At 65.2% G+C, this 24,944-nt stretch carries 20 protein-coding genes; 15 read left to right on the forward strand and 5 right to left on the reverse strand.

What is annotated here, in order from left to right; translation table 11 throughout:
- Positions 1–55 precede the first annotated feature (55 nt).
- From FJW10_RS17875 to FJW10_RS17935, 12 genes are all read left to right on the forward strand, one after another.
- Complete coding sequence (locus FJW10_RS17875) at positions 56–1,840, forward strand: sensor histidine kinase (RefSeq protein ID WP_140901081.1); 1,785 nt, start codon at positions 56–58, stop codon at positions 1,838–1,840.
- Between the two features lie 14 nt (positions 1,841–1,854).
- Positions 1,855–2,316, forward strand: coding sequence for an HPr kinase/phosphorylase (locus FJW10_RS17880; RefSeq protein ID WP_140901082.1), 462 nt, complete (start codon positions 1,855–1,857; stop codon positions 2,314–2,316).
- A gap of 164 nt (positions 2,317–2,480) precedes the next feature.
- A complete protein-coding gene (locus tag FJW10_RS17890; protein WP_140674263.1) occupies positions 2,481–2,882 on the forward strand; it encodes a PTS sugar transporter subunit IIA in 402 nt (133 codons plus the stop codon).
- On the forward strand, positions 2,879–3,175 hold the full coding sequence (locus FJW10_RS17895) for an HPr family phosphocarrier protein (RefSeq protein ID WP_140783044.1): 297 nt from the start codon (positions 2,879–2,881) through the stop codon (positions 3,173–3,175). Before FJW10_RS17890 ends, FJW10_RS17895 begins: the two co-directional genes overlap by 4 nt.
- A gap of 324 nt (positions 3,176–3,499) precedes the next feature.
- Complete coding sequence (ahcY, locus tag FJW10_RS17900) at positions 3,500–4,900, forward strand: adenosylhomocysteinase (RefSeq protein ID WP_140901083.1); 1,401 nt, start codon at positions 3,500–3,502, stop codon at positions 4,898–4,900.
- A gap of 189 nt (positions 4,901–5,089) precedes the next feature.
- The gene (locus FJW10_RS17905) at positions 5,090–7,669 is read left to right on the forward strand and encodes a PAS domain-containing sensor histidine kinase (protein WP_140901084.1); all 2,580 of its coding nucleotides are present in this window, start codon (positions 5,090–5,092) and stop codon (positions 7,667–7,669) included.
- 9 nt (positions 7,670–7,678) lie between these two features.
- Entirely contained in the window at positions 7,679–9,190 is a 1,512-nt protein-coding gene (tsaE, locus tag FJW10_RS17910; protein WP_140901085.1) for a tRNA (adenosine(37)-N6)-threonylcarbamoyltransferase complex ATPase subunit type 1 TsaE, read from the forward strand.
- Positions 9,187–9,948 (forward strand): nucleotidyltransferase family protein, encoded by a 762-nt coding sequence (locus tag FJW10_RS17915; protein WP_140901086.1) that lies wholly within the window; start codon positions 9,187–9,189, stop codon positions 9,946–9,948. Before tsaE ends, FJW10_RS17915 begins: the two co-directional genes overlap by 4 nt.
- 60 nt (positions 9,949–10,008) lie before the next feature.
- Positions 10,009–13,128 carry a double-strand break repair protein AddB gene (gene addB, locus FJW10_RS17920; protein ID WP_140901087.1) on the forward strand — a complete coding sequence of 1,040 codons (3,120 nt, stop codon included), beginning with the start codon at positions 10,009–10,011 and terminating at the stop codon, positions 13,126–13,128.
- Positions 13,125–16,637 (forward strand): double-strand break repair helicase AddA, encoded by a 3,513-nt coding sequence (addA, locus tag FJW10_RS17925; protein ID WP_140901088.1) that lies wholly within the window; start codon positions 13,125–13,127, stop codon positions 16,635–16,637. Before addB ends, addA begins: the two co-directional genes overlap by 4 nt.
- A 74-nt stretch (positions 16,638–16,711) precedes the next feature.
- Entirely contained in the window at positions 16,712–17,035 is a 324-nt protein-coding gene (trxA, locus tag FJW10_RS17930; protein ID WP_140834397.1) for a thioredoxin, read from the forward strand.
- A gap of 232 nt (positions 17,036–17,267) precedes the next feature.
- Positions 17,268–17,549 carry a cupin domain-containing protein gene (locus FJW10_RS17935; protein WP_140834399.1) on the forward strand — a complete coding sequence of 94 codons (282 nt, stop codon included), beginning with the start codon at positions 17,268–17,270 and terminating at the stop codon, positions 17,547–17,549.
- 6 nt (positions 17,550–17,555) lie between these two features.
- Here FJW10_RS17935 and FJW10_RS17940 read toward each other — a convergent pair whose 3' ends face one another.
- The 4 genes from FJW10_RS17940 to FJW10_RS17955 all read right to left on the reverse strand — a co-directional run bounded on the left by FJW10_RS17940 (position 17,556) and on the right by FJW10_RS17955 (position 21,721).
- A complete protein-coding gene (locus tag FJW10_RS17940) occupies positions 17,556–18,836 on the reverse strand; it encodes a TRAP transporter large permease (RefSeq protein WP_140901089.1) in 1,281 nt (426 codons plus the stop codon).
- Positions 18,833–19,363, reverse strand: coding sequence for a TRAP transporter small permease (locus FJW10_RS17945; RefSeq protein ID WP_140901090.1), 531 nt, complete (start codon positions 19,361–19,363; stop codon positions 18,833–18,835). The genes FJW10_RS17940 and FJW10_RS17945 overlap by 4 nt, the downstream gene beginning before the upstream one ends.
- 51 nt (positions 19,364–19,414) lie before the next feature.
- Complete coding sequence (locus FJW10_RS17950) at positions 19,415–20,374, reverse strand: TRAP transporter substrate-binding protein (RefSeq protein ID WP_140901091.1); 960 nt, start codon at positions 20,372–20,374, stop codon at positions 19,415–19,417.
- 72 nt (positions 20,375–20,446) lie between these two features.
- Positions 20,447–21,721, reverse strand: a complete 1,275-nt coding sequence (locus tag FJW10_RS17955) for an aspartate aminotransferase family protein (protein WP_181177567.1) — start codon at positions 21,719–21,721, stop codon at positions 20,447–20,449.
- Between the two features lie 318 nt (positions 21,722–22,039).
- On the opposite strand from FJW10_RS17955, the gene FJW10_RS17960 reads away from it, so the two are divergent.
- From FJW10_RS17960 to FJW10_RS17970, 3 genes are all read left to right on the forward strand, one after another.
- Positions 22,040–22,705, forward strand: a complete 666-nt coding sequence (locus tag FJW10_RS17960; RefSeq protein ID WP_140901093.1) for a GntR family transcriptional regulator — start codon at positions 22,040–22,042, stop codon at positions 22,703–22,705.
- A gap of 135 nt (positions 22,706–22,840) precedes the next feature.
- Positions 22,841–23,089, forward strand: a complete 249-nt coding sequence (locus FJW10_RS17965) for a plasmid stabilization protein (protein ID WP_140901094.1) — start codon at positions 22,841–22,843, stop codon at positions 23,087–23,089.
- Positions 23,086–23,499, forward strand: coding sequence for a type II toxin-antitoxin system VapC family toxin (locus FJW10_RS17970; protein WP_140901095.1), 414 nt, complete (start codon positions 23,086–23,088; stop codon positions 23,497–23,499). Before FJW10_RS17965 ends, FJW10_RS17970 begins: the two co-directional genes overlap by 4 nt.
- A gap of 22 nt (positions 23,500–23,521) precedes the next feature.
- Here the strand turns inward: FJW10_RS17970 and FJW10_RS17975 are convergent, their stop codons facing one another.
- On the reverse strand, positions 23,522–24,847 hold the full coding sequence (locus tag FJW10_RS17975; protein WP_140901096.1) for a folylpolyglutamate synthase/dihydrofolate synthase family protein: 1,326 nt from the start codon (positions 24,845–24,847) through the stop codon (positions 23,522–23,524).
- Positions 24,848–24,944 lie beyond the last annotated feature (97 nt).

Here is a 24,944-nt window from a genome sequence, read left to right on the forward strand (position 1 = left end):
TCCTACTGCCTACTGCCCACTCACTACCCACTAACTAAGCAGGGCCTGCTAGTCGATGGCAGTGGAAGTAGAGCGAGGCAGACGGGCGGGCGCGACAAGGCGCCCGTCGCGGATCGTGCCCGCCTTCGTGTCGAAATTCACCGTGCCGATGCGCCGGTTTCTCGGCCATCACATCTTCTCCAGCCTGACCCGGCGCATCCTGTTCCTCAACCTGGCCGGCCTCGCCGTGCTGGTCACCGGCATCCTTTACCTGAACACCTTCCGCGACGGGCTGATCGACGCGCGCGTCGAAAGCCTCATGACACAGGGCGAGATCATCGCCGGCGCGATCGCGGCTTCGGCGACCGTCGAGACCGATTCGATCAGCATCGACCCGGAAAAGCTGCTTGAGCTGCAGGCGGGCGAAAGCCTGGGGCCGGGTTCGGACCAACTCGACAACCTCGATTTCCCGATCAATCCCGAGCGCGTCGCGCCGGTGCTGCGACGCTTGATCTCGCCAACGCGCACCCGCGCCCGCATCTATGACCGCGACGCCAACCTGCTGCTCGATTCGCGGCATCTTTATTCGCGCGGCCAGATCCTGCGCTACGACCTGCCGCCCGTCGACGACGAACAGCCCGGCGTCGTGGAGCAAGTCGAGAAATTCATCTTCGACTTCTTCCGCAACAAGGACCTGCCGGTCTACCACGAGCAACCCGGCGGCAATGGCGCGGCCTTCCCCGAAGTGGTCAAGGCGCTGACCGGCAGCCCCTCGACCATCGTGCGGGTGAGCGAGCAGGGCGAACAGATCGTCTCCGTCGCGGTGCCGATCCAGCGCTTCCGCGCCGTGCTCGGCGTGCTGATGCTGTCCACCGAAGGCGGCGACATCGACAAGATCGTCGCGGCCGAGCGCAAGGCGATCCTGCGCGTGTTCGGGGTGGCGGCGCTCGTCACCGCGATCCTGTCGATGCTGCTCGCCTCCACCATCGCCAATCCGCTGCGCCGGCTTTCCGCAGCCGCTGTCAGGGTGCGGCGCGGCGTCAAGAGCCGCGAGGAAATCCCCGATTTTTCCGATCGCCAGGACGAGATCGGCAATTTGTCCATCGCCGTGCGCGACATGACGAATGCGCTGTATGCGAGAATCGAGGCGATCGAAAGTTTCGCGGCGGATGTCTCGCATGAATTGAAGAACCCGCTGACTTCGCTGCGCAGCGCGGTCGAGACGCTGCCTCTGGCGAAGAACGAGAACTCGCGTGGCCGGCTGATGGAAATCATCCAGCACGATGTGAGGCGGCTCGACCGGCTGATCACCGACATCTCGGACGCTTCGCGGCTCGATGCCGAGCTTGCGCGCGAGGATGCCGCGACCGTCGACCTGAAGAAATTCACCACCGATCTCATCGCGGTCTCGCGCGAGGCGACGCGCAACAAGAAGGCCGTCGAGATCGAGCTCAAGGTCGCCAAGCTGCCGGCCGGCGCCAAAGGCTATTTCGTTGTCGGCCATGACCTCAGGATCGGTCAGGTCATCACCAACCTGATCGAGAACGCGCGTTCCTTCGTGCCCGACGAGCATGGCCACATAGCGATCTCGTTGGCGCGCGCGGGCAAGTTCAACATCATCACCGTCGACGACAACGGCCCGGGTATCCGGGCGGAGAAGATCGATCGCATCTTCGAACGCTTCTATACCGACCGGCCGGCCGGCGAGGCATTCGGCCAGAACTCCGGCCTCGGGCTGTCGATCAGCCGCCAGATCGTCGAGGCGCATGGCGGCACGCTGACGGCCGAGAACATCCCCGGCACCAAGCCCGGCGAGATCAAGGGCGCGCGTTTCGTGGTGACGCTGCCGGCGGAAGGCTGATCGCCGAGCCGAACATGCCAGACGCCGCCACGAAGCCCCGCAACATCCATGGGACGGCCATACTGGTCGGCGAGCGCGGCCTGCTGATCACCGGGCCGTCGGGCGCCGGCAAGACGACGCTGGCGCTGGCGCTAATCGATCATTGCCGCGCGCGGGGGCTTTTTGCCCGGCTGGTGGGCGACGACCAGTTGTTTGCGGTGGCCCATGGCGGCCGGCTGGTGTGCCGCGCGCCGGCGAGCATCGCCGGTCTCGCCGAGGTGCACGGCATCGGCCCGCGGCCGCTGGCTTTCGAACCGGCCGCCGTGATCGACCTCATGGTGCGGCTGGTCGAGCCGGCCGACATGGCGCGCCTGCAGGACGAAGCCGTGGAAACGATCGACGGATGCCGGCTGCCCCGCATCGATGTCGCCCGGCAAAGTATCACCGCCGCGCTCTCCATGCTGATGGCGCGGCTGTCGATCCAGCCTTTTTCATGATCCGGCCCGGGATTTTTGCTGCGATGCGTCAAAATGGCCCGGGCCGCCGCAATTTTGGGCTTGTCAACCGGCCGTGCGTCGACAAGATAGCGCTCCCGCCGCCTGGAATGGCTGGCGAACATAAGATACGCCTGTGAAGCGGCGATGACGGGAGCCACCAGAGAATGATCGGACTCGTGCTCGTGACGCACGGTCAACTCGCTACCGAGTTCCGGCATGCCGTAGAGCATGTCGTCGGGCCGCAAGACAATTTCGAAACCGTGGCGATCGGCGCCGATGACGACATGGAGCAGCGCCGGGCCGACATCGTCGACGCCGTGGCGCGCGTCGACACCGGAACCGGCGTCATCGTGCTCACCGACATGTTCGGCGGCACGCCCTCCAACCTCGCCATCTCGGTGATGGAATCCGGCCGCACCGAGGTCATCGCCGGCATGAACCTGCCGATGCTGATCAAGCTCTCCTCGATCCGCAAGGGCGACAACATGGCCGCCGCGCTCGACGAAGCGCAGGCGGCCGGCCGCAAATACATCAACGTAGCCAGCCAGCTCCTGAGCAGCAAATGAACGCACCGGCGCCGCACACAGACGAGGTGGTGCGGGAGTTCCCGATCATCAATCAGCGCGGCCTGCACGCGCGCGCTTCGGCCAAGTTCGTCCAGGTCGCCAGCGGCTTCGACGCCACCATCCATGTCGAGAAGGACGGCGTGAAGGTCGGCGGCACCTCGATCATGGGCCTGATGATGCTGGCGGCGAGCCCGGGCTATTCGATCCGCGTCATCGCCAGCGGCCCGGAAGCCGTGCCGGCCATGGATGCGCTGGAGCAGCTGGTCGCCTCGCGTTTCGGCGAGGAAATCTGAAATTTTTGCTTTGGTGCATGTCGTAATCCCAAAACCGTTGCGCACTTTTGGGCGACATAATTTCTGCTTGTGCATGTCGTGATCCCAAAACCGCTGCGCACTTTTGGGGCGACATGATTTCTGCTTATGCATGTCGTAATCCCAAAACCGCTGCGCACTTTTGGGCGACATGCACCGCCCCGCAGAGACATGCGCGCATAAAGATTTCTTTATATCCCATTGTCGTGCGGCGGCCGATCTGCTAGTCAGGCCGGCAACCGCGTCCTCCCATGCGCCTTCCGGCGCCGGCGCGTCTTTGAGAAAAAATCACACCGGAGCACTGCCATGACGGGTAGCAAGGACTATGTGGTCGCCGACATCTCGCTTGCCGGCTGGGGCCGCAAGGAGATCGAGATCGCCGAAACCGAAATGCCGGGTCTGATGGCCTGCCGCGAGGAGTTCGGCGCCAAGAAGCCGCTGAAGGGCGCGCGCATCACCGGCTCGCTGCACATGACCATCCAGACGGCGGTGCTGATCGAGACGCTGAAGGCGCTGGGCGCCGACATCCGCTGGGCCTCCTGCAACATCTTCTCGACGCAGGATCATGCGGCCGCCGCGATCGCCGAGGCCGGCATCCCGGTGTTCGCGGTCAAGGGCGAGTCGCTGGAGGACTACTGGGATTACACCGACAGGATCTTCCAGTGGGCCGATGGCGGCACCTCCAACATGATCCTCGACGATGGCGGCGACGCCACCATGTACATTCTGGTCGGCGCGCGCGCCGAGGCCGGCGAGGATGTGCTGTCCAATCCGCAGAGCGAGGAGGAGGAATACTTCGTCGCGCAGATCAAGAAGCGCCTGAAGGCCTCGCCCGGTTTCTTCACCAAGCAGCGGGAAGCAATCCGCGGTGTCACCGAGGAGACCACCACCGGCGTCAACCGCCTCTACCAGTTGCAGAAGAAGGGCCTGCTGCCCTTCCCGGCGATCAACGTCAACGATTCCGTCACCAAGTCGAAATTCGACAACAAATACGGCTGCAAGGAATCGCTGGTCGACGGCATCCGCCGCGGCACCGACACGATGATGGCCGGCAAGGTCGCGGTGGTCTGCGGCTATGGCGACGTCGGCAAGGGCTCGTCGGCCTCGCTGCGCGGCGCCGGCGCCCGCGTCAAGGTCACCGAGGTCGACCCGATCTGCGCGCTGCAGGCGGCGATGGACGGCTATGAGGTGGTGACGCTGGAAGACGCGGCCCCCAACGCCGACATCGTCATCACCACCACCGGCAACAAGGACGTCGTCACGCTCGACCATATGCGGTCGATGAAGGACATGGTGATCGTCGGCAATATCGGCCACTTCGACAACGAGATCCAGGTGGCGTCGCTCCGCAACCTGAAATGGACCAACGTCAAGCCGCAGGTCGACCTGATCACCTTCCCGGACGGCAAGCGGATGATCCTTCTGTCCGAGGGACGCCTGCTCAACCTCGGCAACGCCACTGGTCATCCGAGCTTCGTCATGTCGGCCTCGTTCACGAACCAGGTGCTGGCGCAGATCGAGCTTTTCACCAAGCACGGCCAGTACGAGAACCAGGTCTATGTGCTGCCCAAGCACCTCGACGAGAAGGTCGCGCGGCTGCATCTCGACAAGCTCGGCGCCAAGCTCACCGAGCTGTCCGGCGAACAGGCCGCCTATATCGGCGTGACGCCGCAGGGCCCGTACAAGCCGGAACACTACCGCTATTAACCAAAGCGAAATTATCTACCATATATTGAAGCCGGGTGGTTGACTTTCCATCCGGCTTTATTTTTTGCGCCAATGATTCTTCACGCCGATTCCGGCAAGCGTTATTGTTGTGATTCGCGGTCCGGGGACATGTTGGGCCGGGACGCATTCAGGGCGGTCTTGCATTCAAGCGGCGAAGAGGACCAAGACATGCCGGGGGATTACCCGCCACGCGCGGGAAAGGCCGTTTCCGGCGGCCATGAGGATTCGAACGAGGCCGGCCCCGCCGCGAGCGGCGGCGGTTTTCGCGCCGGCTTGCGGCTGGCGTCGCTGCTTGCCACCTCGGCGCTTGCCGGCCCGCTGCTGACCTTTGCCGCCCACGCCGAGACAGGCATCCCGGGAAAGGCCGCGGCGCCCGTCAGCACCGTCGAGGTCATGCAGCTCGCCATGTTCGTCGGCGTCATGGGCGCGGCGCTGGTTTCGGCCATCTTCCTGATCCGCGAGCGCGCACGCACCGCCTCGCAGAACCTGCAGCTCAGGGCCCGCATCGCGGACGTCAACGCGGCGCTGCAGCGCTCCGAGGCGCTGCTCAACCTGCGCGACCAGCGCCTGGTGGTGTGGACCACGGACAACAAGAAGCCCGAGCTCATCGGCAGCCTGCCGCTGGAAAGCGGCGCGCCCGACGACAGGTCCGCTTTCCTCGCCTTCGGCCGCTGGCTGATGCCGCGCTCGGCGGCGGCGCTGGAGCACGCGGTCGCGGCGCTGCGCGAACAGGCTAGGGCCTTCGATCTCGTCATCGAAACGCAGGCCGGCGTGCCGCTGGAGGTGCATGGCCGCAAGAGCGCGGCGCATGTGCTGGTGCGCTTCGTCTCGCTGTCGGAGACGCTGCGCCACCAGGCCAGGCTGAAGATCGAGAACCAGCGGCTCAGCGCCGATTACGACACCATGGTCGGCCTGCTCGACGCGTTGAAGATGCCGGCGTGGCTGCGCGGCGCGGACGGGCGATTGCAATGGGTCAACCGCGCCTATGCCGAGGCGGTGGAGGCGGAAAGCACGGCCGCGGCCGTGCGCGACGCGAAGGAATTCCTCGGCGGCCAGGCGCGCGAGCAGATCGCCGAGCAGCACAAGTCGCGCCCGGTCTTCGAGCAGACGCTTTCCACCGTGATCGAGGGCGACCGCCGCATGTTCGCGGTCACCGATTTCGCCGGAGCCGACGGTTCGGCGGGACTTGCCTGCGACACCAGCGCCGCCGAGACGATCCGCGCCGAATATGAGCGGACCGTGCGCAGCCATGCCGACACGCTCGACCAGTTGAACACGGCGGTAGCGATCTTCGATACCGAGGAAAAACTGCGCTTCTTCAACCAGGCCTTCCAGAAGCTGTGGGGTCTCGACTCGGGCTTCCTGCTCAGCGCTCCCTCCAACACGTTGCTGCTCGACAGGCTGCGCAGCGAAGGCAGGATCGCCGAGCAGCCCGAATGGCGGCGCTGGAAGGAAAACCTTCTCAGCGCCTATCGCGCCGTCGAATCGCAGGAGCATTGGTGGCACCTGCCGGACGGCAAGACGATCCGCGTCGTGGCGAACCCGCAGCCAAAGGGCGGCGTCACCTGGGTGTTCGAGAACCTGACCGAGAAGATGGACCTCGAAAGCCGCTACCAGACCGCCGTGCGAGTGCAGGGCGAGACGCTGGACAACCTCGCCGAAGGCGTGGTCGTGTTCGGTCCGGACGGCCGGCTGCGCCTGTCCAATCCGGCCTTCGTCGCGCTGTGGGGGCTGACGGTGGAAGCGGTCAAGCCGAAAGTCCATGTCTCGGCGATCCGCGACTTTTGCGACCAGCTCGCCGCGAACAGCCCGTGGGGCGGCTTCGTCGCCGCGGTCACCGGCTTCGACGACGAGCGCCGCGATCGCCGCGGCCAGATCGAGCTGGTCAACGGCACGGTGCTGAGCTACGCGGTGATCCACCTGCCCAACGGCCAGGTGATGATCACCTTCGTCGACGTCACCGACACCGTCAATGTCGAACGGGCGCTGAAGGACAGGAACGAGGCACTGGAGAAATCCGACCAGCTGAAGAACGAATTCGTGCAGCACGTGTCCTATGAGCTGCGCTCGCCGCTGACCAACATCATCGGCTTCACCGAGCTTCTGTCGCTGCCCGCGACGGGGCCGCTGACGCCGAAACAGCGCGAATATGTCGAGCATGTCGGCTCGTCGTCGTCGGTGCTGCTCACCATCGTCAACGATATCCTCGACCTGGCCACCGTCGATGCCGGCATCATGCAGCTCGACATCTCCGAAATGAACATCGACCGGACGATCGCGGCGGCGGCGGAACTGGTCGCCGACCGGCTGGACGAGCACCGGATCAAGCTCGAGATCGAAGCGGCGGAGGCGCCGGCGAGCTTCCATGGCGACGAGACTCGCATCCGCCAGATCCTCTACAACCTGCTCAGCAACGCGGCGAACTACGCGCCGGAAGCAAGCACGATCCGACTGACCTGCCGCCGCTTGGCTGACGGCGTCGAGTTTTCGGTGCACGATGATGGCCCGGGCATGCCTCCGGACGTGCTGGAATCGGTCTTCCGCCGCTTCGAGCCGCGCACCAATGGCGGACGGCGGCGCGGCGCCGGACTTGGGCTCTCGATCGTCAAGAGCTTCGTCGAGTTGCATGGCGGAACCGTGCGCATCGAAACCGGCGAGGACAAGGGCACGACTGTCATCTGCACCTTCCCGGACAAGCCTTCCGGAATTCCGGATACGCCGGCGGGCATCCGCGACGCGGCCGAGTAGCGCGGCCCGATGGCAGGAACGGTGCTGGAGCGTTTTCTCGCCGACGAGGCGGCAACGGCAAGGCTTGGCGAGGACCTCGCCATGGCGTTGCGCGCCGGCGACGCGATCGCGCTGAAAGGCGATCTCGGCGCCGGCAAGTCGACGCTGGCCCGCGCGCTGATCCGGGCGCTTGCCGACGATACCGGCCTCGAAGTGCCGAGCCCGACCTTCACGCTGGTGCAGAGCTATGAGACGCGCGTTCCGGTGCATCATTTCGACCTCTACCGCCTCTCCTCGCCGGACGAGCTCGACGAGCTCGGCCTCGACGATGCGCTCACACAGGGCGCGGCCCTGATCGAATGGCCGGAACGGGCCGCAGACCGGTTGCCGCAAAACGCGCTGTGGGTCGAGCTTGCCGAACATGGCGAAGGCCGCGTGGCGCGGCTGTCGGGCCAGGGACCGGTTTTCGAGCGCGCGGCGCGATCGCTGGCGATGCGCGATTTCCTGGTCTCGGCCGGATGGGGCGAAGCCAGCCGCCGCCATTTCGTCGGCGACGCCTCCGCCCGCTCCTATGAGATCGTCTCGCTGCCCGGCAAGGCGCCGCGGGTGCTGATGAACTCGCCGCGCCTCGTGCTCGGGCCGTCCGTGCGCGACGGCAAGCCCTATGCGGTGATCGCCCATACGGCGCAATCCGTCACCGCCTTCGTCGCCATCGATCGGGCGCTGCTTGCGGCCGGCGTCAGCGTGCCGGCGATCCATGCCCAGGATCTCGACCAGGGTTTTCTGCTCATCGAGCATCTCGGCTCGGAAGGTTTCCTCGGTCACGACGGCCAGCCCATCGCCCAACGCTACGAGGCGGCGGCCGAGTTGCTGGCCATGATGCACGGCAAGACCTGGCCCGCGCGCATGGAAGCGGCGCCGGGCGTATTCCACGACGTGCCGCCTTTCGACCGGGAGGCCATGCTGATCGAGGCCGACCTTTTGGTCGACTGGTATGTGCCATGGATCACCGGCGAACCGGCAAACAACGAGTTGCGGGCAGGCTACCACAAGGTATGGAACGCGCTTCTCGACCGCCTGGCAGGCAGCGAATACACGCTGATGCTGCGCGATTTCCATTCGCCCAACATCATCTGGCGGGCCGAGCCTTCCGGCCTCGACCGGCTCGGCATCGTCGATGTGCAGGACGCGCTGATCGGGCCGGCGGCCTATGACGTCGCCTCCTTGGCCATGGATGCGCGCGTCACCGTCTCGCCTGAGATCGAGCGGCGGACGGTCGCGGCCTATGTCGCGGCACGGCGCGCCGCCGGCGCTTTCGACGAGGCCGAGTTCGCCGAGGCCTATGCGATCATGGCCGCGCAGCGCAATTCGAAGATCCTCGGCATCTTCGTGCGGCTCGAAAAGCGCGACGGCAAGCCTTACTATCTGAAGCACCTGCCGCGCATCCGCGACTATCTGAGGCGGGCGCTGGCGCATCCGGCGCTGACCGGCCTGAAGGATTTCTACATGGCCCACGGCCTGCTCGAGGAACGGGTCCCATGAAGCCGACGACGGCGATGGTGCTGGCGGCCGGGCTCGGCAAGCGCATGCGGCCGATTACCGATTCGATGCCGAAGCCGCTGGTGAAGATCGCTGGCAAGACCTTGCTCGACTGGGGGCTGGACAGTTTGGAAGCTGCCGGCGTCGCCAAGGCCGTCGTCAATGTCCACTACCTGCCCGAGCAGATCGTCGCCCATGTCGCCCATAGGCGCGCACCGAAGATCGTCATCTCCGACGAGCGCGAGGCGCTGCTGGAATCGGCTGGCGGCATCGTCAAGGCGCTGCCGCTTTTGGGCAGCGAGCCCTTCTACATCATCAACGCCGATACCTTCTGGATCGACAGCGGCCAAGCCAGCCTCGAGCGCCTTGCCCTTGCATGGGACGCCGCCAGAATGGATATTTTGCTGATGCTTACCGATCTCGACTCAGCGACCGGGCACTGCGTCGGCACCGATTTCCTGATCGCGCACGACGGCGCGCTCAGGCGCTCGAAGGGTGATCCGGCGGGCCTGATCTATGCAGGTGCTGCGATCATCCATCCGCGTATCTTCAAGGATGCTCCCACAGGCTCGCATTCGCTCAACATCTATTTCGACAAGGCGATCGCCGCCGGCCGCCTGTTCGGCATGAAGATGAACGGAAGCTGGATCACCGTCGGCACCCCGGACGCCATTCCAGCCGCCGAGGCAACCGTCGCCGGCGCGCTCGCATCCGCATCGGCCCGAAAATCGGCTCCGATTTTCGGAAAGCACGATGCGTAGAGTCAAAGGGTTAGATCGTCATTTGTGCGCCCAAACGGGCGCACGGCGATCTAATGCGGTATGAGCGGCGCGCGCCGCGTCCTTTCCATCCCGTCCGGAGCGCCGTTCCTGCCGACGCTGGCTGGAGCGTTGCTCGATGGACGCCTGATCCCCGGCTTCCGCTTCGACGGCGATCCGCTGGCGCTCGCCGACGCCACCATCTATGTGCCGACGCGGCGCGCCGCGCGGGCGCTGCGCGGCGCCTTCGTCGACATGCTCGGCAGACGCTCGGCCATCCTGCCGACGGTGCGGCCGCTCGGCGAGTTCGACGAGGACGAGGCCGCCTTCGACGCGGAAGCGGCGCCGGCGATAGATCTCGCGCCGCCGATCGCCGCGCAGGAGCGGCTGTTGTTGCTGGCGCCGCTGGTGCGCGCCTGGAAGGAAAGCCTGCCGGCGCATGTCAGAGAGCGGTTCAACGAGGAATTCGTCGTGCCGACCTCGGCCGCCGACGCCATCTGGCTGGCGCGCGACCTTGCCCGGCTGATGGACGAGATCGAGACCGAAGGCACGGACTGGGCGAAGCTCGCGACGCTGGTCACCGGCAACCTCACCGGCTGGTGGCAGGTGACGCTCGATTTCCTCGGCATCGTCACCGACAATTGGCCGGAATTGCTCAAGGAGCGCGACCGCTCAAATCCGGCAGCGCATCGCAGCGCGCTGATCCGCCTGGAAGCGGCGCGGCTGAAGCGCAGCCCGCCGGCCGGGCCCGTCATCGCCGCCGGTTCGACCGGCTCCATTCCCGCCACGGCGGAACTGCTTGGCGTCATCGCCGGCCTGCCCAACGGCGCGGTCGTGCTGCCTGGGCTCGACCGCGAGCTGGACGACGCATCCTTCGCGGCAATCACGGCGCCGGGCGCCCGTCCGGCAACGCTCGGCCACCCGCAATACGGCCTCGCCAAGCTGATCGGAAGCATCGGCATTTCGCGCCGCGACGTCGAGGATATCGTCGCCGCGCCACCGCCACTTGCGTTGCGCGCCGCCCTTGTCGGCGAGGCGCTGCGGCCGGCCGAAACCACCGAGTACTGGACCGAGACGCGGCCGCGCTTCGCGGCGCACGATATCGAACAGGCGCTTGCCGGCGTGACGCTGGTGGAAGCGGCGAACGAACGCGACGAGGCGGCGGCAATCGCCATCGCGTTGAAGCGCGCGGTGGAGATCCCAGGCAAGCGCGCGGCGCTCGTCACCGGCGACCGGGCGCTGGCGCGGCGGGTTTCGGCCGAGCTTCTGCGCTTCGGTGTCGTCGCCGACGATTCCGGCGGTGCGCCGCTCGTCAACACGCCGGCCGCCAGCCTGCTCAGACTCGCGCTGAGCGCCGCCTTCCGGCCCGGCGATCCGGTAAGCCTCCTGTCCTTGCTCAAGCATCCGCTGCTTGGACTCGGTCTCGAACGCCGGAGCGTGCGCAAGGCGGCCGAACTCGTCGAACTGGTGGCGCTGCGCGGCGGCACGGGTCGCCCCGATGTCGCGTCGCTCGGCGCGCTTTTCGAGACACGACTCGCGGAGCTAAGCGGCGACACCAGGCAGCCTTTCTGGTTTTCGCGCCTGACCGTACGCGGCATCGAGCAGGCGCAGGAAATGCTTAGCCGACTTACCAAGGCGCTGCTGCCGCTCACCGCGATGCGCGACGCGAAGGACGCCGACATCGCGACGCTGACGCGCGCGAGCGTCGTCGCGCTGGAATATCTCGGCCGCGCGGCCGATGGCGGTCTGGCGGAACTCTATGCCGGCGACGCCGGCGAGAAACTCGCCGAGCTGTTGCGCGGACTGGTGGCGGCGTCCTCGCCTTTCGCCTTCGCCGCTTCGGAATGGCCCGACTTGATGGAAGCGCTGATCGCGCCGGAGACGGTGAAGCCGGCGCAAGGCACCGACCGCAACATCGCCATCTGGGGCGCGCTGGAAGCCCGGTTGCAGAACGTCGACACGCTGGTCATCGGCGGGCTCAATGAAGGTGTCTGGCCGCGCAAACCCGAGAGCGACCGCTTCATGTCGCGGCTGATGAAGACCGGCATCGACCTCGAACCGCCGGAACGGCGCATTGGCCTCGCCGCGCATGACTTCCAGATGGCGACGGGCGCTGCTGCAATCGTGCTGACGCGGTCGGCGCGCTCCGGCGACGCGCCGGCCGTGCCGTCGCGCTGGCTGCAGCGCATCCTGACCTTCATCGGCAAGGAGCCGGCGGCACGACTTCGTGGGCGCGGCGACGCGCTGCTTGCCTGGGCGCGAGCGCTCGATGCCGGCGAGAAGAAGGATTTTGCCCCCCGCCCGCAGCCGAAGCCGCCGCTCAGCATGCGCCCGCAGCATTTCTCGGTCACCGAGATCGAGACGTTGCGCCGCGACCCCTACGCTGTCTACGCACGGCGCATCCTCGGCCTGATGCCGCTGGAGCCGCTTATCCGCGATCCGGGCGCCGCCGAACGCGGCACATTGTTCCACGAAATCCTGCATTTGTTTTCGCGCAGCGTCGAAGACCCCAGGGCACCAAACGCGCTGCAAAGCCTCATCGAAGCGGGCCGTGCCTGCTTTGCCGACGCAAAGCTTCCGTCGGACATCGACGCCATCTGGTGGCCGCGCTTCGAAAAGCTCGCCGAAAACATCATCGAATGGGAGCATGGCCGCGCCGATGCGGTGGCGAAGCGCTATGCCGAGGAGCGCGCCGACAAAACGGTTGTCGGCCGCACCGGCGTGACGCTTTCCGGCTATGCCGACCGCGTCGACCTGCTCGCCGGCGGCATGGCCGATATCCTCGACTACAAGACAGGCTCCTCACCCTCGAAAGCGCAGGCGCACACGCTGCTGTCGCCACAGCTTGCATTGGAGGGCGCGCTGCTGAGGCGCGGCGCTTTCAAGGAACTGGGCATCCGCGAGCCCTCGCAGCTTGCCTTCGTGCGGCTGAAGCCGAATGGCGAGGTGTTCGAGGAATCGATCCTCGAATACAACCGCAAGCCCCGCACCGCCAACGACCTCTCCGAGGAAGCCTGGGCGCGGCTGGAGCGGCTGCTTTTCCATTATGCCGACCCGACCGCCGGCTATCTGTCGCGCGCCCTGCCATTCCGCGAGGGCGAAGCCGACGGCGACTATGACCATCTGGCGCGCGTGCTGGAATGGTCGGCCGGCGGCGCCAGCGAAGACGAGGCGGATGGATGAAGTATCCGATCCCCTCCGATACCGCGGCCAGCCAGGCGCGCGCCTCAGACCCGGCCTATTCCGCCTGGGTGTCGGCAAATGCCGGCTCGGGCAAGACGCATGTCTTGGCGCAGCGCGTCATCCGGCTCCTGCTCAACGGCACCGATCCGTCGAAGATTCTCTGCCTCACCTATACGCGGGCCGCCGCCGCTAACATGTCGAACCGCGTGTTCTCGACCCTGTCGGAATGGACGGCGCTGCCCGATGCGGAGCTGGCGGTCAGGATCGCGGCGCTGGACGGCCGCGGCGCCGACCGGGACACGATGCGGCGCGCGCGCCGGCTGTTCGCCGAGGCGCTCGAGACGCCGGGCGGGCTGAAGATACAGACCATCCACGCCTTCTGCGAATCCGTGCTGCATCAGTTCCCGCTCGAAGCCAATATCCCGGCGCATTTCGAGATGCTCGATCCGCAGATGGAGGCCTCGCTGTTCGCCGATGCCCGCCGCGACATGATCTCCGGCGCAGGCGCAGGCGGCGAAGGCCTGGCGGAGGCCTTCGCCACCGTGCTGGAACGCGGCGGCGAGTTCGGGCTCGACACGCTGCTTGGCGAAATCGTCGGCAAGCGCGGCGAGCTGCGCGATTTCATCGCCAAGCTCGGCAGGGATCGGGACTTCCGGCCGCTGTTCGCCGAATTCGGCTTCAGACCTGGACAGACGGCTGGGGATATAGCCGCTTCGCTGTGGCCGCTGCCTGGCTTTTCGACTGGCCAGTTCGCCGAATTCGCGCAGGCCGCCGAAGCCGCCGACGCCAAGCAGGTGTTGAACAATGTGCTGCCTTATGCGCAGACCGCCTTTACCGAGGCCGATCCGATCCGGCGGCTGCGCCTGCTCGCCAAAGCATTCCTGCGTGCGGACGGCGACCCTTACGATCCTCCCAAAATCTTCAGGAAGGCGCTGGTCGACCGGCTGCCGGACTTGGCCGATCGCTATCTGGCCGCGGCCAAGGCGATCCTCGAGGTAACCGACCGGCTGGCGCTGTTCCGCATGCTGGAAGGGACAGCGGCGGCGCTCACCGTCGCCGGCTGGCTGATCGCGCGCTACGAGCAGTTGAAGCGCGGGCGGGGTTTTCTCGACTTCAACGATCTGATCACCCGCACCGTGAGCCTGCTGTCGCGGCCCGATGCCGGACCGTGGGTGCAATTCAAGCTCGACCAGGGCATCGACCACATCCTGCTCGACGAGGCGCAGGATACCAGTCCCGACCAGTGGGAAGTGGTGAAGAAACTGACGGAAGAGTTCTTTGCCGGGCTTGGCCAGCGCGAAGGGGTGCGCCGAACTGTCTTTGCCGTCGGCGACGAGAAGCAGTCGATCTACTCCTTCCAGGGCGCGGCGCCGGATTCCTTCGCCGAAAGCCGGCTGTTGTTCGCCGGCCGCGTGCGCGATGCGGAAGCCGCCTTCGCCAATCTCAAACTCACCTGGTCGTTCCGTTCGAGCGACGACGTGCTTGCCGCGGTCGACCGCGTCTTCGCCGAGCCGGGTGTCAGGCGCGGCATCAGCCACGATCCCGATCCGCTGAGCCACAAGGCGATCCGCAATGATGCGCCGGGCTATGTCGAGGTGTGGCCTTCGATCGGCGCCGAGATGGTCGAGGAGCCGGACGACTGGACCTTGCCAGTCAACCATGCCAGCGCGCCGGCCGTGCGCGTGGCCGAGCATGTGGCCGCGACAATCCAGACCTGGCTGCGCAACGGCGAGGTGATCGAAGGCAAGGGCAGGAAACTGACCGCCGGCGACATCCTCGTCCTGGTGCGCAAGCGCGACCGCTTCGTCCATGCGCTGTCGCGCAGCCTGAAGAACCGGCAAATCCCGGTTGCCGGTGCCGATCGGCTGAGCCTGCCCGGCCATATAGCCATTCAGGACCTGATCGCGCTCGGACATTTCCTGATCCAGCCGGAAGACGATCTTTCCTTGGCCGCGATGCTGCGCAGTCCGATCTTCGAGGTCTCCGAGGAGACGTTGCTGGCGCTCGCTGGCTCGAGGCCGAAAGGCCAGTCGCTGATCGCTTCGCTGCGGCATCATGCGGCGGAAGATGTCGCGCTCACCGCTGTCGTTAGCCGGCTCGACGCCTGGGCGACCGAAGTGGCGTTCAAGCCGGTGTTCGAATTCTATGCCGCGGTGCTGGCGCGTGACGGCCTGCGCCGCAAGATGACAGCGCGGCTGGGGCCCGAAGCCGGCGACATCCTGGACGAATTCCTGAGTTTCTGCCTGGCCGAGGAACGCACCGGCCTGCCGGGGTTGGAGTCCTTCCTGTCGACGCTGGAAAATGCCGGTCCCGAGATCAAGCGCGAGATGGACCAGACGCGCGACGAGGTCCGCGTCATGACCGTGCACGCCGCCAAGGGCCTGGAGGCGCCGGTGGTTTTCCTGGTCGACGGCGGCTCGGCGCCGTTCAGCGACCAGCATCTGCCGCGGCTGATGCCGTTCGAGGGCTCGGGCGCGCACTGGAAGGGCAAGGGCTATCTGTGGCGCTCGGCCAGCGATGTCGCCAATGGCGTCTCGAAGGCGGCTTCGATCCGGGCGCGCGAACTGGCGGACGACGAATACCGGCGGCTGCTCTATGTCGGCATGACGCGCGCCGAGGACCGGCTGGTCGTCTGCGGCTATCACGGCAAGCGTCAGCCCAGCCCCGGCACATGGCATTCGATTGTCAGCCGCGCGCTGCTCGGTGCGCCCGAGAGTTCCGAGCGCCGACATCCGGCCACGGCCGATGTGGCCGTGCACCGGTTCCACATGACGAAGCTGCCGCCGGTGGCGCTGGCCAGCACGGACGAGACAAGACCGTTCGAGCATACCGCACCGCTGCCGGAAACCCTGTTCCGGCCGCTGCCGCCCTATGAGGAACTGCCGCGCCCGCTTTCGCCTTCCGGCGCCTCGACCTTGATCGACGAGGCCAAAGAAGCGGTGCCTGACACGCGCTCTCCGGTGCTCGACGCCGAGGCCGAGCCCGGCTTCGCGGTGGTGCGCGGGCTGGCGCTGCACAAATTGCTGCAGATGCTGCCCGGCATCGCAGAGGCCGAGAGGCAAGGCGCGGCCGAGCGCTACCTGGCGCGCGCCGGCGCGGGCTGGCCGGATGGTGAACGCGACAGGGCGCTGGACGCCGTATTTGCGATCCTGTCCGACGGCCGCTTCGGCGCATTGTTCTCGCCGTCCTCACGTGCGGAAGTCGCGGTGATGGGCAGCCTCGAGGTGATGGGCAGGCTGCGCTCGATCTCCGGCAAGATCGACCGACTGGCCGTCACACCCGAAAAAGTGTCGATCGTCGACTACAAGACCAACCGGCCGCCGCCCGAAGACCTGACGGAAGTGCCGCCGGCCTATGTGCTGCAGCTTGCGCTCTACCGCGCGCTGCTTGAGCCGCTCTATCCGGGCCGCGAGGTGACGGCGGCGCTGCTCTTCACCGAGGCCCCGCGCCTGGTCGAGCTGCCGGCCAAGGCCATGGACGATGCCCTTGCCCGACTCACGGGAGCGTGACACAAGAATTGCTTGAACATCGCCGCCACAACCACCACATTTGGTGCAACCCGCGTTTTCGAAAGGATTTCAGCATGGCCACCGTCAAGGTCGACAAGGGCAATTTCCAGGCCGATGTGCTCAACGCCAAGGAGCCGGTCGTGGTGGATTTCTGGGCGGAGTGGTGCGGCCCGTGCAAGATGATCGGCCCGTCGCTGGAAGAGATTGCCAACGAGCTCGGCTCGAAGGTGAAGGTCGCCAAGCTCAACATCGACGAGAATCCCGAGCTTGCCGCGCAGTTTGGCGTGCGCTCGATCCCGACGCTGATGATCTTCAAGGGCGGCGAAGTGGCCGACATGAAGGTGGGCGCCGCGCCGAAGACGGCGCTGTCGCACTGGATCAACGGCGCCATCGCCTGAGCCAATCTGGATATCTAGAGCAATTCCAGGAAAAGTGTGAGCGGTTTCCGTCCGGAATTGCGTAGAAACAAAGAGATAGAGCGGTTCGCCGTTTCCGTGAAACGGTGAAACGCGCTAAAGGAATGAGCCTGGCCAATCGCGCCGGGCTTTTTCTTTGGCGTCATCGCTCGACGCGCTCTGGCCCTCGCACACAGGCACATCATACTCTCTGCTTCAGAAAAAGGAGAGCGCCATGACCGGAACAGCCAAGGCCACAGTTCACGTCGATAACGAACGCGTCATCGTGACCGAGTACCGCTTCGCGCCCGGCGCCAACACCGGCTGGCACCGCCATGGCCACGACTATGTCGTGGTGCCGCTGATGGACGGCAAGGTGAAGCTGGTGACCGAGGACGGCGAGTCCTTTGCCGAAATGAAGAAGGGAGCGCCCTATTTCCGCCGCGAGGGCGTCGAGCACGACGTCATCAACGCCAATGACGGCGAATACGCCTTCATCGAGATCGAGCTGAAATAGCCGTTCCTACAGGCCCATCACGCCTGGCAGCCAGAGCACCGTTTGCGGTACGAAGGTGATGATCAGCAGCACCGCCAGGACGATCGCGACGATCGGCAGGCTGGCCCAGATCACTTCGCGCATCGGTACCTTGGCGATCGATTGGGTGATGAGGAGATTGAGCCCCAAAGGCGGATGGATCAGACCGACCATCAGGTTTAGCACGATAACCAGCCCGAAATGCGTTGGATCGACGCCAAAGCTCTTGGCGGCGGACAGGAAGATCGGCACCAGAATGATGGTCGCGGGCGTGGAATCGAGGAACATTCCCGCCACCAGGAAAACCACGTTGACCAGCAGCAGGAACTCCCACTGCGACAGGTCGGCATTGTGGAGCAGGCTTTGAATGTCTGCCGGAATGCCATGCACGACGACAAGGTAGGCGATGAAGGACGAGACCGCGACGACAAGCATGATGTTGGCGGTCTGCAGCCCCGCATCGGTCAGCAGTTCCGGGAACTGCCGCCAGCTGAATTCGCGATGGATGACCCAACCGATGAAGATGGCATAGAGCACCAGCACCGCGCCGAGCTCGGTGACCGTGAACAGGCCGCCCTTGGCGCCGACGACCAGCAGCAGCGGCATCGACAGCGCCCATGCGCTGCCCTTGAACTGTTTGCCGATCACGCCCCATGACGGCCGCCCGCGCGCCGGAAGCTGGTGCCTGCGGGCATAGGAGGTCACATAGGCGATCAGCGCCAGGGCGATGAGGATGCCGGGGATGTAGGCGCCGACGAAGAGCTTGGTGATGGAGACCTGGGCGATCACGCCATAGATCACCAGCGGGATGCTGGGCGGGATGATCGGGCCGATGACCGCCGCGCCCGCCGTCAGCGCCGCGGCGAAGCCGCCGGAGTAGCCATCCTTGCGCATTTCCGGAATGAGCAGGGCACCGCTTGCGGAAGCGTCCGCGACCGACGATCCGGAGATGCCGGCGAGAAAGACGTTCGTCCCCACATTGACGACGCCAGAACTGCCGCGGATGCGACCGAGCATCGATGAGAAAAGATCGACGACGCGCGTGGTGATGCCGCCGCTGTTCATCACCGAGGCCGCCAGAATGAAGAAGGGGACGGCAAGCAGCGGGAAGGAATCGATGCCGTTCACCATTTTCTGCGCGAGAATGAAGCCCGGCATGCCCCAGATGGCGATCACCAGCAGGGCCGAAAGCCCGAGTGCGATGGCAACCGGGACGGCCAGCAAGGCGAGCACCAGGAACGCGGCCGACAGCACCAGTAGCATCATCATGACTGGACACCTTCATGTGCAACGGGCCTTTCGGCAGCCGAAGCCGTTTCCTGTCCGGCGCGGTTTGCACCGAGCAGTCGCTCCAGGATGAAGATCAGGCCGAGGACCGAAAAGGCCAGCAACGCGCCGTAGAACCAGTCGAAGCTGATGCCCGTCGCCGGCGCGATCTTCTGCCCGACCACGATCATCAGATGGCGTACATAAACGGCAAGGAAGACAAGAAACACCGCGGTCGCGATGTCCACGAGAACCTTCAGCCGGTTAAAGATGCCTCTGCTCAACCGGTCATGCAGCAGGTCGATCACGATGAGCTGACGCTGGCTCACGAGCAGCGCGGCGCCAAGGAACGTCATCCAGATGAACAGGATGCGCGAGATTTCCGCCAGCCCCGGAGTCGGCGCGCCGATGAAATAACGGCTGAAGACCTGGATGCAGACCAGGACGACGATCGCGAGCAGCGCCGCGCCGACAAGGAAGCCGAGCACGCGGCGCAGCCCGTTACCCACGGATGCGAGCAGGTTGCCCATGGAGAATCTCCGACTGGAACTGTCCGCCCAGGGAAGGGCGGACGCCAGTTGCTACTTAACCGCCCGGATCTTGTCGATGTAGGGCTGCAAGGCGGCGTCGTATTTCGAGTCCGCTGCCGCCTTGGCGATGAATTCGTCGAGGTTAGGCTTATGGACTACGACACCTTGAGCGACCAGCTCTTCCAGCACCTTTGCCTGGGAGGAGTCGGTGTAGTCGCGGTACCAGTCAGCGCTTGCGTCCGCACTCTTGATGAAGGCGTCCTGCACCCGCTTGTCGAGGCCTCGGTACCAGGGTTCGCCGCACATGAAGCCCATCGTCTCGGCCATGTGGTTGGTGATCAAAAGGTGCTTGGCGACTTCATAGAAGCGCTGATCCTTGATTGCCACGAGAGGCTGCTCGACGCCATCGACCACCCCTTGCTGGATCGCGGTATAGACTTCCTCGAAGGGAATGGTGGCCGGGTTGGCTCCAAGCGCCTGGATCGAAGCGATGTAGGCCGGAATGCCTGGTGCACGGATCTTGCGGCCCTGGAGGTCGGCCAGGCTTTCGGCCGGCTTGGTCAGCAGGAACTGGCGGAAGCCATGGAAGGCCGGTCCAAGCACGCGGAAGCCCGCATCCTTCGCGATGGTGTCGAGAATCTCCTTGCCGACAGGGCCGCGCCAGATGCGGAAGAAGTGATCCTCGTCGCGATAGAGATAGGCAACGCCTTCGACATTGGCCGCCGGATGGAAGGAGCCGAGATCGCCGACGCTTTCATACATGCACTCGAGCACGCCGCCTTTCACCTGCTCGACCATTTCGTCGACGGTACCGAGTTGCGAGCTCGGGAAAAGCTGGATCGAGACGTCGCTGCCCAGCTCCGCCTCCATCTTCTGCTTGAACACCTCCATGGCCTTGGTGTCGGGGCTGTCGGGCGAACCGGCGCCGCCGATCCTGATGGTGTCGCCCGCCTGGGCGGAGACGGTGGTCAGCGCCGCAATGCAGGCGGCGGCGAGTATCGATTTGAGCATTGCAATTCCCCTTCTTCTTTGTGGTTGGTTTCGAGTTCGGCCTGCCTCCCGCGGCGCGCCGGTTGATGGCCTTCAAGCGAGCTCGGTGATGACCTCGTCGAGCGTGTCGATGATGATGTCGATCTCTTCCTCCGTGACGATATATGGCGGCGTGACCTGGATATGATCGCCGCCCTGACCGAAATTGGCGCCCGGCACGCCGCCGCCAACGATCACGCCGCGCTCGCGCATGCCGGCTACCAGTCGCGACGTGAACGCCTTTTCCACCGGGAAAGGCTGACGCGTAGCGCGGTCGGCGACGAATTCCACCCCGGCGTAGAGTCCCCTGCCGCGCACGTCGCCGATACAGGCATGGCGCTGCTGAAGCTGCCTCAGGCGGCTTGCAAGATATTGTCCGATCCGGCCAGGCCGCTCGAACAGGCCTTCCCTCGACATGATGTCGAAGACCTGCTGGCCGATGAAGCAGGACGCCGGATGACCGCTATAGGTGAAGCCGTGGACGAAACGCTTGCGATTGTCGCGGAAGAAGTCGGTGATGCGGTCGTTGACCAGCACCGCGCCCAGCGGCGCATAGCCGCTGCCGATCGCCTTGCCGCAGGTGATCATGTCGGGGGCGACATCCCAGTCGGCTATCGCGAAAGGAACACCCGTGCGGCCGTAGCCGGCCAGCACCTCGTCGGCAACGAAGAGGACGCCGTAGCGGTCGCAGACCTCGCGCACCCGCTTGTAGTAATCCTTGTGCGGCACAAGCCCCGAGGCCGTGGTGCCGACGATGGTTTCGGCGAAGAAGGCGGAGACCGTCTCAGGGCCTTCGAGATTGATCGCCCGTTCCAGCTCGTCGGCGCAGTCCAGCGTGCAGCCGCCATTGTCGCGGCAATAGGCGCAGCGATATTCGTAAGGCGGCGAAATATGCACCACCGGCAGCAGATAGGGCGAGTATGGGGTGCGCCAGCTCGTGCGTCCGGACAGCGACAGGGTCGCGATGGTGACGCCGTGGTAGCTCTGCCAGCGCGAAATGATCTTGTGGCGCTGCGTGTCGCCGCGCTCCAGATGGTATTGCCGCGCCAGCTTCAACGCGGTCTCGTTGGCTTCCGAGCCGCCGGACACGAAATAGACCGACTCCATGCCCTTCGGCGCCACTGACAGGATCGAACTTGCGAGCTGTTCCTGCCACGGGTGGGTGAAGGTGGCCGTGTAGGCGAATGTCACCTTGTTGCCGGCGTCGGCCAGAGCGCGATAGATCTCGGTGCGGCCATGGCCGATGCCGACGACGCCGGCGCTGCCCATGCCGTCGAGATAGGCCTTTCCGTCGGTGTCGTAGACATAGACGCCGCTGCCGTGAGCCACCTTTGGTAGCTCCGCCGCATAGTCTCTCGAAAAGATTGGTGACATTACCCCCGCCCGTCTGACGTCGGGCGACAATCGCGAAAGTCGGCAAAGCTGTCAATATCGATTATCGATAAATGATAAGAGTCATGACCTTCGCCATTCGATCTGCTAGAGAACTCGCCGTGGGGTTGCCCGAGAGGAAGCCGCCCGCCCTGGAAGCGCGCAGCGGCGGCCGGTGACCATCGCCGTAGCAGGCGGGTGGCCATCGCCGGTCCGTACTGGACAGAGGAACGACTTGAAGCGGCTCGGAAGCACAGGACAGGGAACCTCCAGACCATGAGAATCTCGGGCGACAACCACCCGTCCCTGGAAAGCGAGATCGGCAAGGCGCTGAGGGCAGCGATCGTCGATGGCGAGATCGAGCCCGGCACTCGGCTCATCGAGCTCGACCTTGCGGCGCGCTTCAACGTCAGCCAGGGCACGATCCGTGGCGCCCTCAAATATCTGCAGGCGCAAGGGCTGATCGTCTATCGGCCGCGCCGAGGCAATTTCGTCATCACCGTGGAAAAGCCCGACGTTTACGAAATCTCGATGCTGCGAGACTCGCTGGAGGCGCTCGGCGCGCGGTTGGCGGCGAAACGCATAGACGAGGCCGGCCGCAAGCAGCTGACCGACATCGTTGCGGCCATGAAGACGGCGGCCTCGAACGGCAATCGCAAGAAGCTGATGGAGCTGGACTTCGAATTCCACCGGACGGTCATCGGCATCTCCGGGCACCGGCGGCTGATGGATATCTACGAAGGGCTCGAGGGCCAGACGCGGATGTTCCTGCGGCTGACGGACCGGTTCTACAACAATCTGCACGACATACCGACCCTGCACGAACCCCTGGTCGCCGCGATCGTCGGCGGCGACGCCGACACGGCATTCCAGCTGGCCATCCGCCATGCCGATGCCGACGCCGAAGAGCTTGTATCGAGCATGGCCTCAGCGAGCCGCTGAGATTGCGCCTTATATGGCGACGACGGAGCGCCGTCAGGTCGGCGGCGTTGCCGCAGTCGGTCCGTGACAAGCCATCACCTGCCATCTTGATGGCAGAATTCAATCTACATATATTCTCCTTCAACGGAGCTTCAGATGGCCGAACCACAACTCTCAGTACGCAGCGCCAAGGCACGGGACCTTGCTCATCGACTTGCGCGGCGCGAAAACCGTTCGATAGCCGACATCGTCGAGCGTGCGCTTGAGTTCTACGAGATCCGTGAAGCAGGACGCGAACCCGCGACCGCTTTCTATACCCGCCTGGTGTCCGGCTGTGGTGCCGATGTCGATCTGGAGGACGTCATCCGCAAAGGCCGGCAGGTCCATAAGGGACCTGACCTTTGATTTTCGTCGACACCAACGTGATTTCGGAAACCCTTAAGAAGGCACCAGATCCAGCCGTTCTGGCCTGGCTTGTCCGGAACGACGCCGAGTTGGCTCTTTCCACCGTGGCGATTGCTGAAATCGCATTCGGCATCCAGAAGATCCGACCCGATGAACGAGCCGACCGCCTGGAGCAAGGGCTTTCTCAATGGCGCCACCGTTTTGCCGATCGAATTTTCGGGCTGACGGAGGAGGCCGCGCTGGCTTATGGCGAGATTATGGGGGCGGCCTGGCGCCTAGGCCGTGGCATGTCGGCTCCCGACGGCATGATTGCAGCGATCGCACGCGTCAACGGCGGTCGGCTGGCGACACGCAATCTAACCGACTTTGGCTCCGTCAACCTTGACCTTATCTCACCGTGGGATTTCTGAAGCGACTCTCGGACCGATCGCTTCAGATCGGCGGCGTGCCGTTCTCGGCCAGCACGGCGCCGGCAAAATAGAGCGAGCCGCCGATCAGGATGCGCGGCGCCGGGCCGTCCCAACTGTCGCGCAACAGCATCAGCGCGCTGGCGACGGAGCTGACTGGCTCGGCCGACAGCCCGGCCTCTTCGGCACGCAGGGCCAGCTCGTCATTCGGCACGCCGGCATCGCTGTTGTTCACCGGCACGGTATAGACATGGCGGGCCAGCCCCTTGAAGGCGCTGAAATAGCCGGCCTGGTCCTTGGTGTTGATCATGCCGGAGATCAGGACCAGCGGCTTCGGGTTCTTTTCCTCCTGCTCGGCCAGCGCCTCGGCGACGACGATGCCGGCGCCTGGATTGTGGCCGCCGTCCAGCCAGATCTCCGCGCCCTTCGGCGCCAGGTCGACGAGCTTGCCCTGGGTCAGCTTCTGCATGCGTGCCGGCCAGGCGACTTGGGTCATCGCCCGCTCGGCGGCGCGGTGGCCGATCTCGAAGCCGGCCGCCTTGACGGCGGCGATCGCCGCCGCGGCGTTGGCGTATTGATGGCGCCCCGGCAGGCGCGGCGAGGGCAGGTCCATCAACCCGTCTCCGTCCTGATAGACCATGCGGCCGTTTTCCTCGAAGGCGAGGAAATCCTGGCCATAGACCACGGTCGGGCAATCCAGCCGCTCGGCCGTCTCGATCAGCACCTGAAGCGCGGTGTCGCTTTCCTGGGCGCCGATCACCACGGGGCAGCCGCGCTTCATGATGCCGGCCTTTTCGGCGGCGATCAGCTCGACGCGGTCGCCGAGATAGGCTTCGTGGTCCATCGAGATCGGCATGATCACCGAAACCGCCGGCCGCTCGATGACATTGGTGGCGTCGAAGCGGCCGCCGAGGCCGACCTCGATGATCGCCGCCTCCGCCGGATGCTCCGAAAACAGGATGAAGGTGACGGCGGTGAGGATCTCGAAGACGGTGATCTTCTGGCCGCCATTGGCCTTGGCGACACGCGCGATGGCCTCGGCGAAGATATCGTCATCGACGAGCTTGCCGCCGCCTTCATCCGCCAGCCGGTAACGCTCATGCCAGTTCACCAGATGCGGCGAGGTGTGGACGTGAACGAGGTGGCCGGCCGCCTCCAGCAGCGCGCGCGAGAAGGCAGCGCAGGAACCCTTGCCGTTGGTGCCGGCGATGTGGATGACCGGCGGCAGCCGGTCCTGCGGATTGCCGAGGCGCTCGAGAAGCCGCGTCACACGGTCCAGCGAAAGGTCGAAGCCTTTCGGATGCAGCGTCATCAGATGTTCGATTTCGCGTTCGGCGGAAAGCGTTGTCATGATGGAATCCTAGCGCATGGTCCCGAAACCGGGAATCGGTTCTAACGAGCCGTGCACAAATCAGAGGCTACAGCACGCAACGGGCGGCGCAAATCGC

It is taken from the genome of Mesorhizobium sp. B4-1-1, from assembly GCF_006439375.1.
In the GTDB taxonomy this organism is placed as follows: domain Bacteria; phylum Pseudomonadota; class Alphaproteobacteria; order Rhizobiales; family Rhizobiaceae; genus Mesorhizobium.

Excerpts from the sequence above, each read along its gene's own strand:
- FJW10_RS17875 (WP_140901081.1), top strand. The coding sequence starts at position 56 with ATGGCAGTGGAAGTAGAGCGAGGCAGACGGGCGGGCGCGACAAGGCGC.
- FJW10_RS17915 (WP_140901086.1), top strand. The coding sequence starts at position 9,187 with ATGAAGCCGACGACGGCGATGGTGCTGGCGGCCGGGCTCGGCAAGCGC.
- FJW10_RS17935 (WP_140834399.1), top strand. The coding sequence starts at position 17,268 with ATGACCGGAACAGCCAAGGCCACAGTTCACGTCGATAACGAACGCGTC.
- FJW10_RS17945 (WP_140901090.1), bottom strand. The coding sequence starts at position 19,363 with ATGGGCAACCTGCTCGCATCCGTGGGTAACGGGCTGCGCCGCGTGCTC.
- addB (WP_140901087.1), top strand. The coding sequence starts at position 10,009 with ATGAGCGGCGCGCGCCGCGTCCTTTCCATCCCGTCCGGAGCGCCGTTC.
- FJW10_RS17880 (WP_140901082.1), top strand. The coding sequence starts at position 1,855 with ATGCCAGACGCCGCCACGAAGCCCCGCAACATCCATGGGACGGCCATA.
- ahcY (WP_140901083.1), top strand. The coding sequence starts at position 3,500 with ATGACGGGTAGCAAGGACTATGTGGTCGCCGACATCTCGCTTGCCGGC.
- FJW10_RS17950 (WP_140901091.1), bottom strand. The coding sequence starts at position 20,374 with ATGCTCAAATCGATACTCGCCGCCGCCTGCATTGCGGCGCTGACCACC.
- addA (WP_140901088.1), top strand. The coding sequence starts at position 13,125 with ATGAAGTATCCGATCCCCTCCGATACCGCGGCCAGCCAGGCGCGCGCC.
- FJW10_RS17960 (WP_140901093.1), top strand. The coding sequence starts at position 22,040 with ATGAGAATCTCGGGCGACAACCACCCGTCCCTGGAAAGCGAGATCGGC.
- FJW10_RS17895 (WP_140783044.1), top strand. The coding sequence starts at position 2,879 with ATGAACGCACCGGCGCCGCACACAGACGAGGTGGTGCGGGAGTTCCCG.
- trxA (WP_140834397.1), top strand. The coding sequence starts at position 16,712 with ATGGCCACCGTCAAGGTCGACAAGGGCAATTTCCAGGCCGATGTGCTC.
- FJW10_RS17890 (WP_140674263.1), top strand. The coding sequence starts at position 2,481 with ATGATCGGACTCGTGCTCGTGACGCACGGTCAACTCGCTACCGAGTTC.
- FJW10_RS17905 (WP_140901084.1), top strand. The coding sequence starts at position 5,090 with ATGCCGGGGGATTACCCGCCACGCGCGGGAAAGGCCGTTTCCGGCGGC.
- tsaE (WP_140901085.1), top strand. The coding sequence starts at position 7,679 with ATGGCAGGAACGGTGCTGGAGCGTTTTCTCGCCGACGAGGCGGCAACG.
- FJW10_RS17940 (WP_140901089.1), bottom strand. The coding sequence starts at position 18,836 with ATGATGATGCTACTGGTGCTGTCGGCCGCGTTCCTGGTGCTCGCCTTG.
- FJW10_RS17975 (WP_140901096.1), bottom strand. The coding sequence starts at position 24,847 with ATGACAACGCTTTCCGCCGAACGCGAAATCGAACATCTGATGACGCTG.
- FJW10_RS17965 (WP_140901094.1), top strand. The coding sequence starts at position 22,841 with ATGGCCGAACCACAACTCTCAGTACGCAGCGCCAAGGCACGGGACCTT.